This is a genomic window from Roseateles sp., assembly GCF_036404855.1.
Taxonomy (GTDB): Bacteria; Pseudomonadota; Gammaproteobacteria; order Burkholderiales; family Burkholderiaceae_C; genus Pelomonas.
This window is the reverse complement of sequence record NZ_DASWYS010000281.1, coordinates 1-15,030: the sequence shown is the minus strand read 5'-3', so window position 1 is coordinate 15,030 and position 15,030 is coordinate 1. Positions and strand designations below refer to the sequence as shown.

Sequence of the window (15,030 nt, the reverse complement as noted above, 5' to 3'; positions counted from 1 at the left end):
AGCTCGCCGCGCAGGATGTTCAGCGGCTCGCGGTCGTTCAGCTCGGTGGCGTATCGCAGCGCCTCGCGCATGACCCGCAACACCATCGCATGCTGGCTGGCATGGCAGTTCTGCGCATCGAAGCCGCAGCGTGCCATCCAGTCTTCCTCCATCGCGAAATGGGCCTCGGTGTGAGCCAGCAACGCGTGGTAGGCGGGCAGGGCGTCGGTGCCGCCGTCCAGCGCAGCGCCGAAGGCGTTCAGCAGTTCGACGAACTCCTGGTGGGTGGTGTCCAGCCGGGGCTGGTTCAGGACGAGGGATTCGGTCCAGGCAAGGGTGCTCATTAAACGGATGCTAGGCGGCTGGTCTCGCGACGATATTGAGCCAGCTCAAGCCAGGCGCGCACGGTGGCGGGCCACTTGGGCGCGCACCTGAGCCGGCGCGGTGCCGCCCAACACATTGCGGGCATTCAGCGAACCTTCCAGCGACAGTACGTCGAACACGTCGGCCTCGATGCGGGCGTCGAAGGCCTTGAGCTGCTCAAGCGACAGTGCGGCCAGGTCCACGCCATGGCTGGTCGCGGTCTTCACAGCATGGGCGACGACCTCGTGCGCATCACGGAAGGGCAAGCCCTTCTTGACGAGGTAGTCGGCCAGGTCTGTGGCAGTGGCATGGCCCTTCAGCGCGGCGGCGCGCATGGCGTCAGGCTTGACGGTCAGGCCGGCCAGCATGTCGGCAAAGATGCGCAGCGTGTCCTTCAAGGTGTCCACCGTGTCGAACAAGGGCTCCTTGTCCTCCTGGTTGTCCTTGTTGTAGGCCAGCGGCTGACCCTTCATCAGCGTGACCAGGCCAACCAGGTGGCCGACGACGCGACCCGTCTTGCCACGCGCCAGCTCGGGCACGTCGGGGTTCTTCTTCTGCGGCATGATCGACGAGCCGGTGCAGAAGGCATCGGGCAGTGCGATGAAGCCGAAGTTCTGGCTCATCCACAGGATCAGTTCCTCGGAAAGCCTTGAGATGTGCAGCATGACGAGGGACGCCGCGGCCGAGAACTCGATGGCGAAGTCGCGGTCGCTGACGGCGTCCAGGCTGTTCTGCGCGCAGGCCTCCATGCCCAGCGTCTTCGCGACGCGCTCGCGGTCCAGCGGGTAGCTGGTGCCGGCGAGTGCCGCGGCGCCCAGCGGCAGGCGGTTGACGCGCTTGCGGGTGTCCGCCATCCGCTCGGCGTCGCGGGCGAACATCTCCACGTAGGCGAGCAGGTGATGGCCGAAGCTGACCGGCTGAGCCACCTGCAGGTGGGTGAAGCCGGGCAGGATGACGTCGGCATGCTCGCCGGCCTTGTCGACCATGACGCTCTGCAAGGCCTTCAGCAGCCCCGAGATCTCGTCGATCTCGCCGCGCAACCACAGGCGCACGTCCGTGGCGACCTGATCGTTGCGGCTGCGACCCGTGTGCAGACGCTTGCCGGCGACGCCCACGCGCTCGGTCAGTCGCGCCTCGATGTTGAGGTGCACGTCCTCCAGGTCCAGCTTCCATTCGAACTGGCCGGCCTCGATCTCGGCGGCGATCTCGTTCAAACCGCGCTGGATGGCGGCATGGTCCTCGGCACTCAGGATGCCTTGTGCCGCCAACATCTCCGCATGCGCCAGGCTGCCCGTGATGTCAGCGCGCCAGAGGCGCTGGTCGAAGCCCACGCTGGCCGTGTAGCGCTTGACCAGATCGCTCATGGGCTCGGAGAACAGGGCGGACCAGGCTTGGGATTTGTTGGCGAGTTGGTTGTCTGACATGGGCTGCATGGGAAATCCGCGCGCAAAATGCGCCGCAGCCGTGGATTATCGAGCCCCTCGTCCAAGGCATGACCTGGCCGGCCTGCCGAGGGGAGCGGTGCTTGCCGGTTCGACCGGCCAGCCCACGGCCAAGGCGGCGTCGCTCAGGCGCGGCCTGGCGCTCGCCCGCAGGTCTTGGACGCCGTCATTCCAGAACGTACAACTGTCATGCTCTTCTTCAAGCGTCGCGCCGAACCGCGACACAGCGTCTGGCATGAGTCCATGCAGCTCAGCCAGTGGCTGGGCTTCGCGCCCAACGAGCTGCCTGAGTTGCCGGAGCTGAGCAAGGCCCCGCTGCTGGACCCGACGCGGGCCTTCGACGTCTGCCATGTGGGACTGGTGCTGCGTGCAGTGCTGGGCGTGCAGCTTCTCCTGGGTCTGGGCACGGCCCTGGTCGCTCGCGATGCCGCCCAGTGGCTCACGCTGACGGCCAACGGCACCGTCGTCACGATGTTTGCCGTCCTGTCCTGGCTGCTGGCGGTCTGTGCAGCCAAGCGGCTGTGGCCGCGCCTGCCCGAGCCGGCGCAATGGCTGGCGCTGATGGCCCTCGGTGCCATCGGGGCCTTGCTGGGCTTCGGCCTGCTGAGTCTCACGAGCGAGGAGCCGCCCGGCACCTGGCGCATCGCCAGCGTCGCCGCATGCGGCGCCAGCGGCGCCGCGGGGCTGCTGGCCTGGCTGAAGCTGCGCGAGCACACGCAGCGTCCCGCCGACGCGCTGGCCCAGCTCGTCGAACTTCAGTCGCGCATCCGGCCGCACTTCCTCTTCAACACGCTCAACAGCGCCATCGCCCTCGTGCAAGTGGACCCGGCGCGCGCGGAGAGCGTGCTGGAGGACCTGGCGGAGCTGTTCCGCGTCGCGCTGGCCGATGCCAGCGCCTCGGTCGCGCTGGCCGAGGAGGTGGAGCTGGCGCGCCGTTACCTCGCCATCGAGCAGATCCGCTTTGGCAAGCGGCTGCGCATCGTCTGGCATCTGGACCCCGATGCCGGCGCTGCACGCGTACCACCGTTGCTGCTGCAGCCGCTGGTGGAGAACGCGGTGCGCCACGGTGTCGAGCCCAACGACGAGGGCGGCGAGCTCGAGGTCCGAACGGTTCGGCGCGGCGCCGAGGTCGAGATCCGCATCGTCAACACGGTGGGTGCGCCAGCCCGCACGGCCGGCCACGGCCTGGCCCTGCGCAACGTGCGCCAGCGCCTGAGGCTGATGCACGACGTCGCCGCGCGTTTCGACATCGAATCCACCGAACAGCGCTTTTCCTTGAGGATACTCGTGCCCTCATGACCCCTGCGCTGCGCGTTCTCATCGTCGACGACGAACCTCTGGCCCGGCTGCGGCTGCGTGGCCTCGTCGATGCCATCCAGGAGCCGCGCTGCGAGATCGCGGCCGAGGCGGCTACGGCCTCGCAGGCGGCGGCCTGGCTGCGCGAGCATGGCTGCGACGTCGTGCTGTTGGATGTGCAGATGCCCGGGGCCGATGGTCTGCAGTTCGCTGACGGCCTGGTCCAGCGACAGGCCGCGCAACCGGGCCTGTCGGCACCCTTCATCATCTTCGTGACGGCCCATGCCGCGCATGCGCTGCGCGCCTTCGAGCTGGAGGCGCTGGACTACCTGACCAAGCCCGTGCGGCGGGAACGGCTGCAGGCGGCGTTGGCGCGCGCCGCGCAGCGTCTGTCCGAGCGCGCGGCGGTGCAGACGGCGCTACCGTCCGACGGGCCGGCCGCGCCTGAGCCTGGCGACTTCGTCACTTTGACCGACCGTGGCCGCCTCCTGCGCGTGCCGTTGGCCGAGGTGCTGTACTTCAAGGCCGAACTGAAGTACCTCACGTTGCGCACCGCCAGTGAAAGCCATGTGATGGACGGCGCGCTGTCCGAGCTGGAGCAGCGACTGGGCGAGCGTTTCCTGCGCGTTCATCGCAACGCACTGGTGGCTCGCTGGGCGGTCCGCGAGCTGGAGCGCCATGCGCCGACCAACTTCGGCGACCTCGACGGCGTCGAATCCGCCGATTCGGCCGACAGCTGGGCCGTGCGCATCGTGCACGTGGATGAATGGCTGTCCGTGTCGAGGCGCCAGGTCGCGGCGGTGCGGGAGGCACTCGCCGGGCAGGCGCGGTGAGGCGCCTGCGCTGGGCCTTGTGCCTGGTCCTGTTGGCGGCTGCGGTGGGCCTGGGCATGGCCACTTGGCGGCAGGGCTCCTGGGCTGGCGAGGGCGCCGCCGAAGGTCCGCTGGCGAATGGGGTGTTGGCGCCGCAAGGTGTGGCATCCCGTGCGGTGACCGCAGCCGGAGCTGCACCGGCTGTCGCCGCAGCCACGTCGTCCACGGCCGGGCCGGGCGCAGGACTGGAGTCCCTCGCGGCGCAGCTCCCGCCGGAAGGACTGGAGGTCTGCGGCATTGGTCATCTGACGGCTGGCACCGTGCAACGCTGGCTGGCCGACATGGTCGGCGCCCGAGCCTGGATGAAAATCCGGATGGCCGAACTGGAGCGTCGAGCCGACGCCGGGCTCGCGCGGGTGGCCGCGCGACTGGCGGCAGGCGGCGAGCGCGAGCAGGTGGCGGCGCGGCTGCTGATTGACGATGTCAAGGGCGCAAGCGTGCTGGCCGAGCGCGGCAGCGATGCGATGGCCTACCAGATGGCCTTGAAGGCCTGCGGGCCGCTGGCACGCGCGTCGGCCCCGAGCTGTGCGCGGCTGAGCGCGCAGCGCTGGGCCGCGCTGGACCCGACCGATGCGAGGCCCTGGCTGCGCCTGCTGGAAGAAGCGCACGGGCGTGGAGACGCCGTGGCGGTGGACGCTGCGCTGGCCGAGGCCGCCGCGCGGCCCCACCTGTCCCGCGGCGGCTATTTGCTGGAGATGCATGTCGCCCCCTTGGCCGGCCTGGTGCCCGATGTGACCGACCGGGCGCACGGGCTCATCAAGGTCATCGGCATGGATGCGGCCAGGTGGGATACCGGGTACATCGCCCTGGCGAGGGCCTGCCGTGGCGACGAGCTGCAGCGACTGCAAAGGCCGCAGCATTGCCGCATCGTGGCGCGCCAGGTGCTGGCCGCTGCGGGCGACCTGCTTGAGGCCACGCTGGCGCAGCAGCTGGCCGAGCGTGCCGGCGTACCGCCCGAGCAGCAGGCCTACGATGCCGCGACACTGAAGGCCGCGCAGAGTGCGCTGCTGGCCCGGGCCCATGAAGATGGGCTGGATTGCGCCGCCTTGGCCCGAAGCAGCGAGTTCTGGGCGCAGCGCGCCGCCCAGGGCGAGCTGGCCCTGGCGCTGTCGTTGCTGCCACCCGCGAACGCCGCCGCCAGGCCGCCGGCATCCGCCGCGTCGCGGCCGAGCACTGCGGCGCCGACGCGCCAAACGTCGGCAGGGAAGGCATGAAGCTGAATCGGGCCGTGCAGGCGTTGACGGTGTTGGGGGGCGCCCTGCTGGTTGCGTGGTTTCGCCCGGCCGAGGGGCCTGCGGAGCCCGGGAGCGTGGCGAGGCCGGCCGCCCCTGCCTCGACGGCAGCGGTCATTGCCGCGGGCGCGAGCGCGGTGGTGCAGGCAGCGGTTGCGGCGGGGCCGGCAGCCAGCGCCGCACCGGTGGACCAGGAGCGCGTCGAGGTCTGCGGCGTCGGCAAGCTGCGGCGCAGCGAGCTGGATACCGGCGAGGGGCAGCAAAAGCCCGCCTGGATGCAGGCACTGGACCGGCAGGCCGAGCAAGGCCTGGCCGATATGCTGAAGCGCCTGGAGGCCGGCACACTGAGACAGCGCGTGGCCGGCGCCGTGTTGGGCAAGGACGTGCAGGCGGCTGCCCAGCTGGCGGCATCCTCCGATGACGCCGCCACCTATCGGATCGCACTGCTGGCTTGCCGCAAGGACGCCACCTACCGACAGACCTACGGCTACGTCAGCCAGCAGCGCGCCCGGCTTGCAGCTTCTGCGGCCGGCAGGTTTGAGATTCCGGAGCTGCCGGTGCCTGGCGCCGTCCCCAGCGCCTGTGCCGCGCTCAACCTGGAGAGGCTGGTGCTGCTGGACCCGGGTGACGCATGGCCCTGGCTGCTGCGTCTGAACGACGCGCATGGCGATGAAGCAGCCATTTCGCAGGCCCTGTACCAGGTCGCGCAGCGGCGGCGCCTGTCCGCCAATACCCGGGCCCTCACCGCCACCCTGGCCGACGTCGTCGGCGCGGATCCGACGCCGGGCGAGACCTGGGCATTGATCAGCGCCATCGGTACCGACGCGGCTTCGAACTGGGACGGTTCTCTGGTCGGCGTCGGCCGGGCCTGCCGTGCCGAGGCGCTGCGTGACGCGAACCGGCGACAGGTCTGCGAGCAGGTGGCGCGCCGGGCGCCTGACATGGCGATGGACGCGATGGACTCCCGTGTGCTCCATGCGCTGGAGGAGCGGCTGGGCCTGCCTCACAGTCCCCAGGCGCTGTCGCGCGAGGACGTGGATCGTGCCCTCGGAGGCATCACGGAGGCCAGCATGCGCGGGATGGCCGAACCCACCTGCGCCCATGTCGCCGACATGGGTCGTCACGTCGTGAAGCTGGCGCGCGAGGGCGAGCTGGCGGGGATGAGGGCCTATCTGAAGGCCGCGCCGGCCTCGGCTCCGCGCTGACGCAGGCGGACCACCGGCACGCAGGGCATGCGGGCCAGGCTTTCCAGCAGCAGCGCGTTGACGCGTGCGCCGTCGGTGATGGGCGCCATGTGGCCGGCGCCCTCCAGCATCTGTAGCCTGGCCCGCGGCAGTTGCAGGGCCAGGTTCTGGGCCACGCGGCGGGCGCTTGCGCGTGTGGCGGTGCCACAGATCAACTGCACCGGCATGAGCAGCTGACCGAGCAGGCCGCTGCGCCACGGCGCGGCGAACAAGGCCTCGAAATGGCGGCGCACGGTCGGCATGGCCTCGGCGACGCGCAGTTGCTGGGCTGCGTCCATCTCCGGCCAGACGTCGCGGCCCTGCCAGTAGGCGCAGAAGCTGCGCGCGGCACCGAACTCGTCGCCGCGATCCAACGTGGCGTCCAGGCGGGCGGCGGCCTCGCTGATCTCTCTCAATGCGGGCTCGCGCGGTTCCGTGACCGGCAGCACGCCGAAGGCGGCGGGCTCGTAGAGGGTCAGCGACAGCACGCGGTCCGGTTGCTGCAGCGCCACCTGCAGCGCGACGGCACCGCCGTAGCTGTGGCCGACGAGGTGAAAGCCCCGGTCGGCGGCGAAGGGCAGGCCGGCCAGCACGCCGTTGGCCTCGACGGACAGCCGGTTGGGCATCAGTTCGGGCCAGTCGGGCCGGCTGCCGTGACCGTAGAGGTCGGGTGTGTGCCAAGGCCAGGCCGGCCCGCCGTCGGCGACGAGGCGGCGCCATTGGCGGCCGCTGGCGGCGCTGGAGTGGAGGCAGACGACGGGGGCGGCGTTGGTGTCGGACATGGCGGTCTCCGTGGATGCCGGCATCCTCCGCGGCGTGCGTTTCAGGCGGACTGCAGCGTGGGTCAGCTTGGGTTTCAATCGTTTCAGCGCGCCATGAGGGCAGCGCGTGTAGGCCCCGGCCTACCAGGCGCCGAGCCGGGAACCGACAGCCCGGGGACCGGCGGGCCACCTAGGCTGTGGCTCTCTCGATCCTCAGGAGCGTCGCATGAAGCACTCGATGCAACCCTTGGCCATGGCCTTGGCCTGCGCGCTGGTGGCCGGCTCGCCGTTCTGGGCCGACGGCGCCGAGGCGCAGGCCAGCAGCCGCGCCGCCGCCGCCCCGTTGCGCGTCACCGGCTTCGATGTCGAACAGGTGGATCGGCTGGAGCCCGGTGCCGAGCTGAACTTCACCGTTTGGGGCACGGCGGGCGCGACGGTGCTGCTGCAGATCGATGGGAGCCGGCGCACGCTGCGTCTTGACGAGACCAGCCCCGGCCGCTACCAGGGCAGCTACATCGTCGGCCGTTCCGACCGGATCGGCCCGGAGTCGCGCGTGCATGCCAACCTGCGGCGCGCCAATCGCGTGGCCACCGCCCAACTGGGCGAGGCGCTGCAGGTCGGCTGGGCGCTGCCGGGCGAGGCGGCCCTGATGCCCGAGATCCAATCGGTGGCCGTCACGCGCGAACCGGGGCGTGGCCGTACCGAGGCGCTGCGCTACACCGTGCGTGGCACGCCAGGCGGCCAGGCCTCGGTGCACCTGCAGGGCAGTCAGGCCAGCAACGTCGTGCTGGACGAGCAGCGCCCAGGCGAGTACGTCGGGACCTATGTGCTGCCGCAAGGCGCGTGGCTGGACACCGAGCAGCCGCTCGTGGCACAGCTGCGCATCGGGGACCGCAGCGTGCGCAGCAGTGCGCCCAACGCCTATGCCGGCGTGAATGTCACGTCGCGTCGTGGCGATGCCTGCCGTGACTGCGCGACCGTGCAGGCGGTCAACGCCGTCACCGTGGACGGCGAGGGCCGCGTGCTGGGCACGGTGGCCGGGGGCGTGCTGGGCGCCGTGGTGGGCAGCCAGTTCGGCAAGGGTGACGGCCGCACCGCTGCTGGCGTGGCTGGGGCCGTGGGCGGCGCGCTGCTGGGTCGAGAAATCCAGAGGCGCAACAACCAGCGCACGCAGTACGAAGTGGTGGTGCGCATGAACGACGGCGTGCAGCGGACCGTCGTTTATGCCGAGGCACCGAACTTCCACATCGGCGATCGCGTGCGGTTCGTCGGCGACGCGCTGGAGCTGCAGCGCTGATCAGCAGGGGGCGGTGGACCTGCCCCTGCATGGCATGCCGGTCAGCCGGTGTTGCGCAGGCCCGCTGCGATGCCGTTGATGGACAGGTGGATGCCGCGCTGCACGCGCTCCATCGCCGGGTCGTCGGCCTGGGTGCGGCGGTCGCGGCGCATCAGTTCCACCTGAAAGTGGTTGAGCGGGTCGAGGTAGGGGAAGCGGTGCTCGATGGAGCGGGCCAGCGAAGGGTTGGCCGCCAGTCGCTTGTCGTCGCCGCTGATGAGGCTCAGTGCGGCCTGCGTGCGCTCGAACTCTGCGCGGATGGCCGTGAAGATGCGCTTGCCGAGCTTCTTGTCTTCCACCAGCTCCACGTAGCGTTCGGCGAGGGCCAGGTCGGTCTTGGCCAGCACCATGTCCAGGTTGGACAACACGGCGCGGAAGAAGGGCCAGCCCTTGAGCATGCGCTTGAGCAGGCTCAGGTTCTTGGCGCGCTGGGTCGGTTCCTCGCCGAGGAAGGCCTCGACGCCGGAGCCGAAGCCGCACCAGCCAGGCAGCGCGACGCGGGCCTGGCCCCAGGAGAAGCCCCAGGGGATGGCCCGCAGGTCCTCGATGGCGCGCGTGGCCTTGCGTGAAGCGGGGCGCGAGCCGATATTGAGCTCGGCGATCTCTCGGATGGGCGTCGAGGCAAAGAAGTAGTCGGCAAATCCCGGCGTGCCGTAGACCAGGCCGCGATAGGCGGCGAAGCTGGCGTCCGACAGCGCCTGCGCGGCCTGCAAGAAGGACTTGGGCGCGCTCTGTGTCGGGTGCAGCAGCGTGGCCTCCAGCGTGGCCGCCACCAGCGTTTCCAGGTTGCGCCGGCCGATCTCCGGGTGCGCGTACTTGGAAGCGATGACCTCACCCTGCTCGGTCAGGCGGATCTGGCCATTCACCGTGCCTGGGGGCTGGGCCAGGATGGCCTGGTAGCTGGGGCCACCGCCCCGGCCCACGGTGCCGCCCCGCCCGTGGAAGAGGCGCAGCGTGATGGGGCCGACGCGCTTGAGTTCGTCGAACAGCGCTACCAGGGCGATCTCGGCACGGTAGAGCTCCCAGGACGAGGTGAACATGCCGCCGTCCTTGTTGCTGTCGGAGTAGCCCAGCATGATGTCCTGTTCGCCACCCGAGCGGTCGATCAGGCCGCGCACGCCCGGCAGGGCGTAGAACTCGCCCATGATCTCCGGAGCGACGCGCAGGTCGCCGATGGTCTCGAACAGCGGCACGATGATGAGGTCGCTGATGGCGTACTCGGTCAGCACGCCGCGCAGCAGGCCCGTCTCCTTCAGCAGCAGGGCCACTTCCAGCAAGTCGCTGACCGACTCGGTGTGGGAAATGATGTAGTGGCGCAGCGCCTCTCGGCCGAAGCGGGCCAGCGCCTCGCGAGCAGCCTCGAAGGTCGCGAGCTCGCCGAGCGTCTTGTCGGTGTAGCGGGCCCCGATGACGCGCAGCGGGCGCGCGTCGTTCAGCAGGCGCAGCAGCAGCTCGCGCTTGGCGGCTTCGTCCAGCGCGGCGTAGTCGCCTTCGATGCGCGCGGTGGCCAGCAGCTCGGCCAGCACCAGCTCATGCTGGTCGCTGCTCTGACGCAAGTCCAGCGTGGCGAGGTGGAAGCCGAACACCTGCAGGGCGCGCATGAGCGGTGCCAGCCGCGGCGCGATCAGCGCCTCGGCATGATTGGCCCTCAGTGAGGACTCGATGGTCCGCAGGTCGGCCAGTAGCTCCTCGGGCGAAAGGTAGGGGTCCTGCGGCGCGACCGCGTGGCGCAGAGCCTCGGTGCCGGTCAGCTCCTGCAGCGTCGCAGCCAGCCGGGCGTACATGCCGGTGAGGGCGCGGCGGTAGGGCTCGTCCATCCGATGGGCGTTCTGGTCCGGACTGCGTTCGGCCAACAACTGCATGTCCGGCGACACGCCGGACAGGCGCAGCGAGATGGAGAGCTCGGCGCCCAGTTCGTGGAGCTCGGTCAGGTAGTGGCGCAGGGCCACCTCGCTCTGGCGCTGCATGGCGCGCTTCAGCGTCGCGGCGCACACGTTGGGGTTGCCATCGCGATCGCCGCCTATCCAGTGGCCCATGCGCAAGAAGCTGGGCAGGTGCTCGCCGGGCAGGTGTTCCTCCAGTTCCGCGTAGAGCTTGGGGATCTGGCGCAGGAAGGTCGAGTGGTAGTAGGAGAGGGCGTTCTCGATCTCGTCGGCCACGGTCAGCTTGGAGTAGCGCAGCATGCGCGTCTGCCAGAGCTGGGTGATGCGCGCTCGGAGCAGGCTCTCGGTTTCGCGCAGCTCGCGTTCGGTCCCGGCCCGGTCGCGTGCCTCCAGGAGGCCGGCGACGGCGCGCTCGGCGTCCAGGATGCTCTTGCGCTGCACCTCGGTCGGGTGGGCCGTCAGCACGGGCGAGATGAAGCCGCGCTTGAGCACATCGGCGATCTCGGTGGGGCGGATGCCCGCCTCGTGCAGATGCTCCAGGCAATAGGCCAGCGAGCCGGGCTGCAGGCTGCCGGCGCGTTCATGCACGTCGCGCCGGCGGATGTGGTGGCGGTCCTCGGCGATGTTGGCCAGGTGCGAGAAATAGCTGAAGGCGCGGATGACGCTGACGGCCTGTTCACCGGAAAGGCTCTTCAGCAGCTTGTCGAAGCGCTTGCCAGCCTCCTTGTCGTGCTTGTGGCGGTAGGCCACCGACAACTGGCGGATGCGTTCGACCAGCTCGTAGGCCTCGCGCCCTTCCTGCTCGCGGATGACGTCGCCGAGGATGCGGCCGAGCAGCCGGATGTCCGCCACCAGCGGTTCGTTCTTGTCGGTCTTCTTGTCGATCTCTTGGCGGGCAGGGGCGGCTCGTGAGGGCATGGCGGGTCGTCCGAGAAAGAATTGCTATAGGAGAGGTAACAGAGTTACCTTGAACTGACTCTAGCAGTTTCTTCGTCGAAACGGACCCCCTGGGGACCCCCTGGAGCGACCGGTCAGGTCGCTGAGCGCGTCGAGCATGCGGGGTGGACTGGCGGTGCGGGCCCGTGATGCGGGGACATTCGGGCGTGCTTCGGTGCCATGGCTACGGCGGGGCACCGCAAGGTTGCTGTGTGCTGAAGCCGCAACCTGCCGCGTGCCACCCGGAAGGCATTCCGTATCCGGCGTCTTCGAGCCGCACGAAGCTCTCGTTGCGGAAGTACGGCGCGCCTCGACCGGCTTCGCGGGTGCTTTGCCGCGACGGTCATCACCCACCTGTCGCGTGGCGGTCACGGAGAGCGCCACGGCCGAGCGAATTCACGGCCACGGGGCCCGCTGCGGGAAAACCACAGACCGCCAAAGCATTGAATCAAATCCCGGAATCGTCTATCGTAGACAACGTTGTCAATTTTTGGATTTCGAGCCAATCGATCCCTGGATTCAGGTGATTGAGATCGCTACCAATCTTGGTTCGCCGAGATGTGCTGTCGCGTCAAAAGCGGCCGCGTGGCACTTGTGAGGATAGGGAGGAGTCGATGTTGTGGATTGCGCGAAATCCACGGGTTGGCTCGTACAAACCCTAGCAGAGCAAGGGCGGGCAAAAAAATAAAGTAGGCCCGCTGCATCCGGGTTACCTCTTTTTTTGGAGCCCGTTGGTATCGCTACCAAACATGACGACCGCAAGCGAATAAAAATTCTTCGTCAATCGGCTCGATCATGAGCCGCCAGAGCAAGCAAGGAGACAAATGAAACACCCTCAGATTTCCAAGAAGCGGCACGCGTCGCTGCGAGCGCGCCGGCTCAAGCCGGTCGCCTGGGCGTCATCGGTCGCACTGCTGACGGGCGCGGCTGCGGTGCAGGCCCAGCAGAGCGGCACCGCCGCACCGGCAGCGGCGCCGCAATCGCTAGAGACCGTCGTCATCACGGGCATCCGCAAGTCCCTTGACAGCGCTGTCACGCTCAAGCGTGAAGCGCGGGGGCTGGTGGATGGCATCGTGGCCGAAGACATCGGCAAGTTCCCCGACACCAACCTGGCCGAATCGATGCAGCGCATCGCCGGCGTGTCCATCGACCGTTCGGCCAGCGGCGAAGGTTCCCGAGTGACGGTCCGCGGTGTCGGCCCGGACTTCAACATGGTGCTGCTGAATGGCCGCCAGATGCCGACCGCCGTCATCGGTTGGGAAGGCGCTGGCGCCAACGGCTCGCGTGCATTCGACTTTGCCAACCTGTCGTCGGATTCGATCTCAGCGCTGGAGGTCTACAAGACGTCGCGCGCCGAGTCGCCCACTGGCGGCATCGGCGCGACCATCAATGTCAAGACGGCTCGCCCGCTGGATGTGCGTGAGCGCATCGCCAGCATCGGCGTGAAGGCCAATTACGACGCCTCCGTCGGCCGCCTGCCCGAGCCCCTGCAGGGTGACAAGACGACGCCCGAAGTCTCCGGCATCTACAGCGACACCTTTGCCAACCGCACCTTCGGCATCGCCATCAGCGGCAGCTACTCCAAGCGTGACTCGGGTTCCAACAAGGCCTACACGCAGAACGGCTGGGGCACCAACGATCCGGCGGTGAAGTCGGCAAGCCCCGCGGGCAACGTCGTCAACATGCCCACGGGCCTGTATGCGACTTCACGCGAGCTCCGCTATTCGCTGACGGGCATGGAGCGCGAGCGCATCAACGGCCAGGTCACGCTGCAGTTCGCGCCGAGCAGCGACCTGAAAGTGACCGCCGACCACACGCTGGCGGTGAACTCGCTCAAGTCCAAGAACGCAGAGATGTCGAGTTGGTTCAACAACTCGTTCTCCGGTGACTTGAAGGCCAACCCGCCAACCAAGTTCACGACCGGCCCTGTTGCCGCCCCCATTGTCCAGACGGCCATCTGGGAAGACGGTGCGCACGACCTGGCCCTGAATACCGGTCAGTACGCCCAGAAGTCCAAGCTGAACTCCACCGGCTTCAATGTCGACTGGAAGGTCAGCGACGCGCTGCGCGTCGACATCGACGCCCATCACTCGAAGTCCAAGACCACGCCGGACAGCCCGTTCGGTACGTACAACGCGATGGACTTGGCGATGTTCAATCAGGGCAACGCCACGGCCTACTACGACCAGAAGTTCCCGATCCTGAGCCTGCCTGGCCAGAAGTTCGACGACACGAAGCTGAATGTGACGGGCACGCAGTTCCGTAACAACCTGAGCGACCAGACCATCGATCAGGCACAGGCGCGCGGCACCTACCGTCTCGACGCCGACAACAAGCTGCTGGCTGGTCTGGGCTTCACCAAGACCAAGAACCGCTCCGCCAGCTACAACAATCAGAACAACGACTGGAGCGGCGTTGCTCCCTCGCTGGGCCAATTCGCTGGCATCAGCACGGGCACCTACAGCCTGAGCAGCTTCTTCAGCCGGATCCCGGGCCACGACGACGCGCGACTGTTCGCGTCGTTCTACATGGCGGACTTCGCGAGCCTGCGTGACCGCGCCGTCAAGGTCAAGATGGCCAACACGCCTGGCATGACGCAGGCGCAGGCGGAAGCCTACTTCGCCGCAGCGACGGACTACACCAAGGGCGACGACTGGCGCGCGACCGAGAAGTCCAGCTCGGTATACGGCCAGTGGGATCATGCCTTCGACACGGCCATCCCGATGAACCTCTCGGTGGGGCTGCGCTACGAGAGCACCAAGGTGGAGTCCTCCTCGCAAGTGGTGGACCGTTCAGGAACGACGGTCTGGGGTTCGCAGAACGAAATCAACCTGCCTTCGGGCAACACGACCTTCGGCACCAAGTCCGGCAAGTACTCGTACTGGCTGCCCAGCATCGACTGGGATGCCGACCTGGCCGAAAACCTGAAGGTGCGTGCCAGCTATGGCGAGAACATCGGTCGCCCGGGCTGGAACCAGATGCAGGGCGGTTTGAGCCTCGGTGGCACTGCGAACCCGAATGGCGGCGGTACCGGCTCCACCGGTGACCCAGCGTTGAAGCCCCTGAAGTCGCGGAATCTCGACCTGTCGGCCGAGTACTACTACGCCAAGTCGAGCTACGTGGCCCTGGGCGCGTTCTACAAGAAGGTCAACAACTTCGTCACCACGTCGACCATCAACACGACGGTGCCGGGCATTCTCAACCCCGCCAGCGGCACGTACTACACCGCCGCCCTGGCAGCCTGCGGTGGCAACACGCAGCCGCTGTGCATCCGCAACTACATCTTCAGGAACTACAACGGCCAGCCGGGCGTGACGGCGTCGGGCCCGCTGAACGCGGCAGAGGTCGCGGGCACCATCACCAGTGCCGTTGCCGGGGCCACGCCCATCCCCTTCCAGGTCACGACGTTCACCAACGGGCCTGGCGACACCATCAAGGGTCTCGAGCTGAACTTCCAGCACATGTTCAGCAACAGCGGCTTCGGGGTGTCGGGCAACTTCACCAAGGTCAAGACGGGCCTGAAGTTCAATAACCTGCGCACGGACCAACAGGCCGCGCTGCTGGGTGTCAGCGACTCTGCCAACCTGGTCGGTTTCTTCGAGAACGATGTCTGGTCCGTCCGGGCGGCGTACAACTGGCGCGGCCAGTTCCTCGCAGCGATCGGCGACGGCAACGGCAACAACCCGGTCTACACCGAGCCTTATGGC

At 68.4% G+C, this 15,030-nt stretch carries 10 protein-coding genes; 6 read left to right on the top strand and 4 right to left on the bottom strand.

Annotated elements, in window-relative coordinates; genetic code table 11:
• Both VGF12_RS18565 and argH read right to left on the bottom strand, forming a co-directional pair.
• On the bottom strand, positions 1 to 323 hold a 323-nt coding region (locus tag VGF12_RS18565; RefSeq protein WP_331177530.1), incomplete at its 3' end, for a hemerythrin domain-containing protein.
• Positions 324 to 368: 45 nt separating this feature from the next.
• Positions 369 to 1,766 (bottom strand): argininosuccinate lyase, encoded by a 1,398-nt coding sequence (gene argH / locus VGF12_RS18560; RefSeq protein WP_331177531.1) that lies wholly within the window; start codon positions 1,764 to 1,766, stop codon positions 369 to 371.
• 207 nt (positions 1,767 to 1,973) lie between these two features.
• Here argH and VGF12_RS18555 point away from each other — a divergent pair, with 207 nt between their 5' ends.
• Genes VGF12_RS18555 through VGF12_RS18540 form a run of 4 tightly spaced genes read left to right on the top strand, consistent with a single transcriptional unit; the run spans position 1,974 to position 6,389 of the window.
• The gene (locus VGF12_RS18555) at positions 1,974 to 3,083 is read left to right on the top strand and encodes a sensor histidine kinase (protein ID WP_331177529.1); all 1,110 of its coding nucleotides are present in this window, start codon (positions 1,974 to 1,976) and stop codon (positions 3,081 to 3,083) included.
• Positions 3,080 to 3,913: a LytTR family DNA-binding domain-containing protein gene (locus tag VGF12_RS18550; RefSeq protein WP_331177528.1), complete on the top strand. Its 834-nt coding sequence runs from the start codon at positions 3,080 to 3,082 to the stop codon at positions 3,911 to 3,913. The genes VGF12_RS18555 and VGF12_RS18550 overlap by 4 nt, the downstream gene beginning before the upstream one ends.
• A 56-nt stretch (positions 3,914 to 3,969) precedes the next feature.
• The gene (locus VGF12_RS18545; RefSeq protein WP_331177527.1) at positions 3,970 to 5,166 is read left to right on the top strand and encodes a hypothetical protein; all 1,197 of its coding nucleotides are present in this window, start codon (positions 3,970 to 3,972) and stop codon (positions 5,164 to 5,166) included.
• Complete coding sequence (locus tag VGF12_RS18540; RefSeq protein ID WP_331177526.1) at positions 5,163 to 6,389, top strand: hypothetical protein; 1,227 nt, start codon at positions 5,163 to 5,165, stop codon at positions 6,387 to 6,389. The genes VGF12_RS18545 and VGF12_RS18540 overlap by 4 nt, the downstream gene beginning before the upstream one ends.
• On the opposite strand, the gene VGF12_RS18535 is transcribed toward VGF12_RS18540, so the two are convergent.
• Complete coding sequence (locus VGF12_RS18535; RefSeq protein ID WP_331177525.1) at positions 6,353 to 7,189, bottom strand: alpha/beta hydrolase; 837 nt, start codon at positions 7,187 to 7,189, stop codon at positions 6,353 to 6,355. The genes VGF12_RS18540 and VGF12_RS18535 overlap by 37 nt on opposite strands.
• A gap of 205 nt (positions 7,190 to 7,394) precedes the next feature.
• Between VGF12_RS18535 and VGF12_RS18530 the strand changes: the two genes are divergently transcribed.
• Positions 7,395 to 8,465 carry a glycine zipper 2TM domain-containing protein gene (locus tag VGF12_RS18530; RefSeq protein WP_331177524.1) on the top strand — a complete coding sequence of 357 codons (1,071 nt, stop codon included), beginning with the start codon at positions 7,395 to 7,397 and terminating at the stop codon, positions 8,463 to 8,465.
• A 41-nt stretch (positions 8,466 to 8,506) separates the two neighbouring features.
• Here the strand turns inward: VGF12_RS18530 and ppc are convergent, their stop codons facing one another.
• Positions 8,507 to 11,305, bottom strand: coding sequence for a phosphoenolpyruvate carboxylase (gene ppc, locus VGF12_RS18525; protein ID WP_331177523.1), 2,799 nt, complete (start codon positions 11,303 to 11,305; stop codon positions 8,507 to 8,509).
• A gap of 842 nt (positions 11,306 to 12,147) precedes the next feature.
• Here ppc and VGF12_RS18520 point away from each other — a divergent pair.
• Positions 12,148 to 15,030 (top strand): TonB-dependent receptor (locus tag VGF12_RS18520; RefSeq protein WP_331177522.1); only part of this gene is annotated, 2,883 nt, incomplete at its 3' end.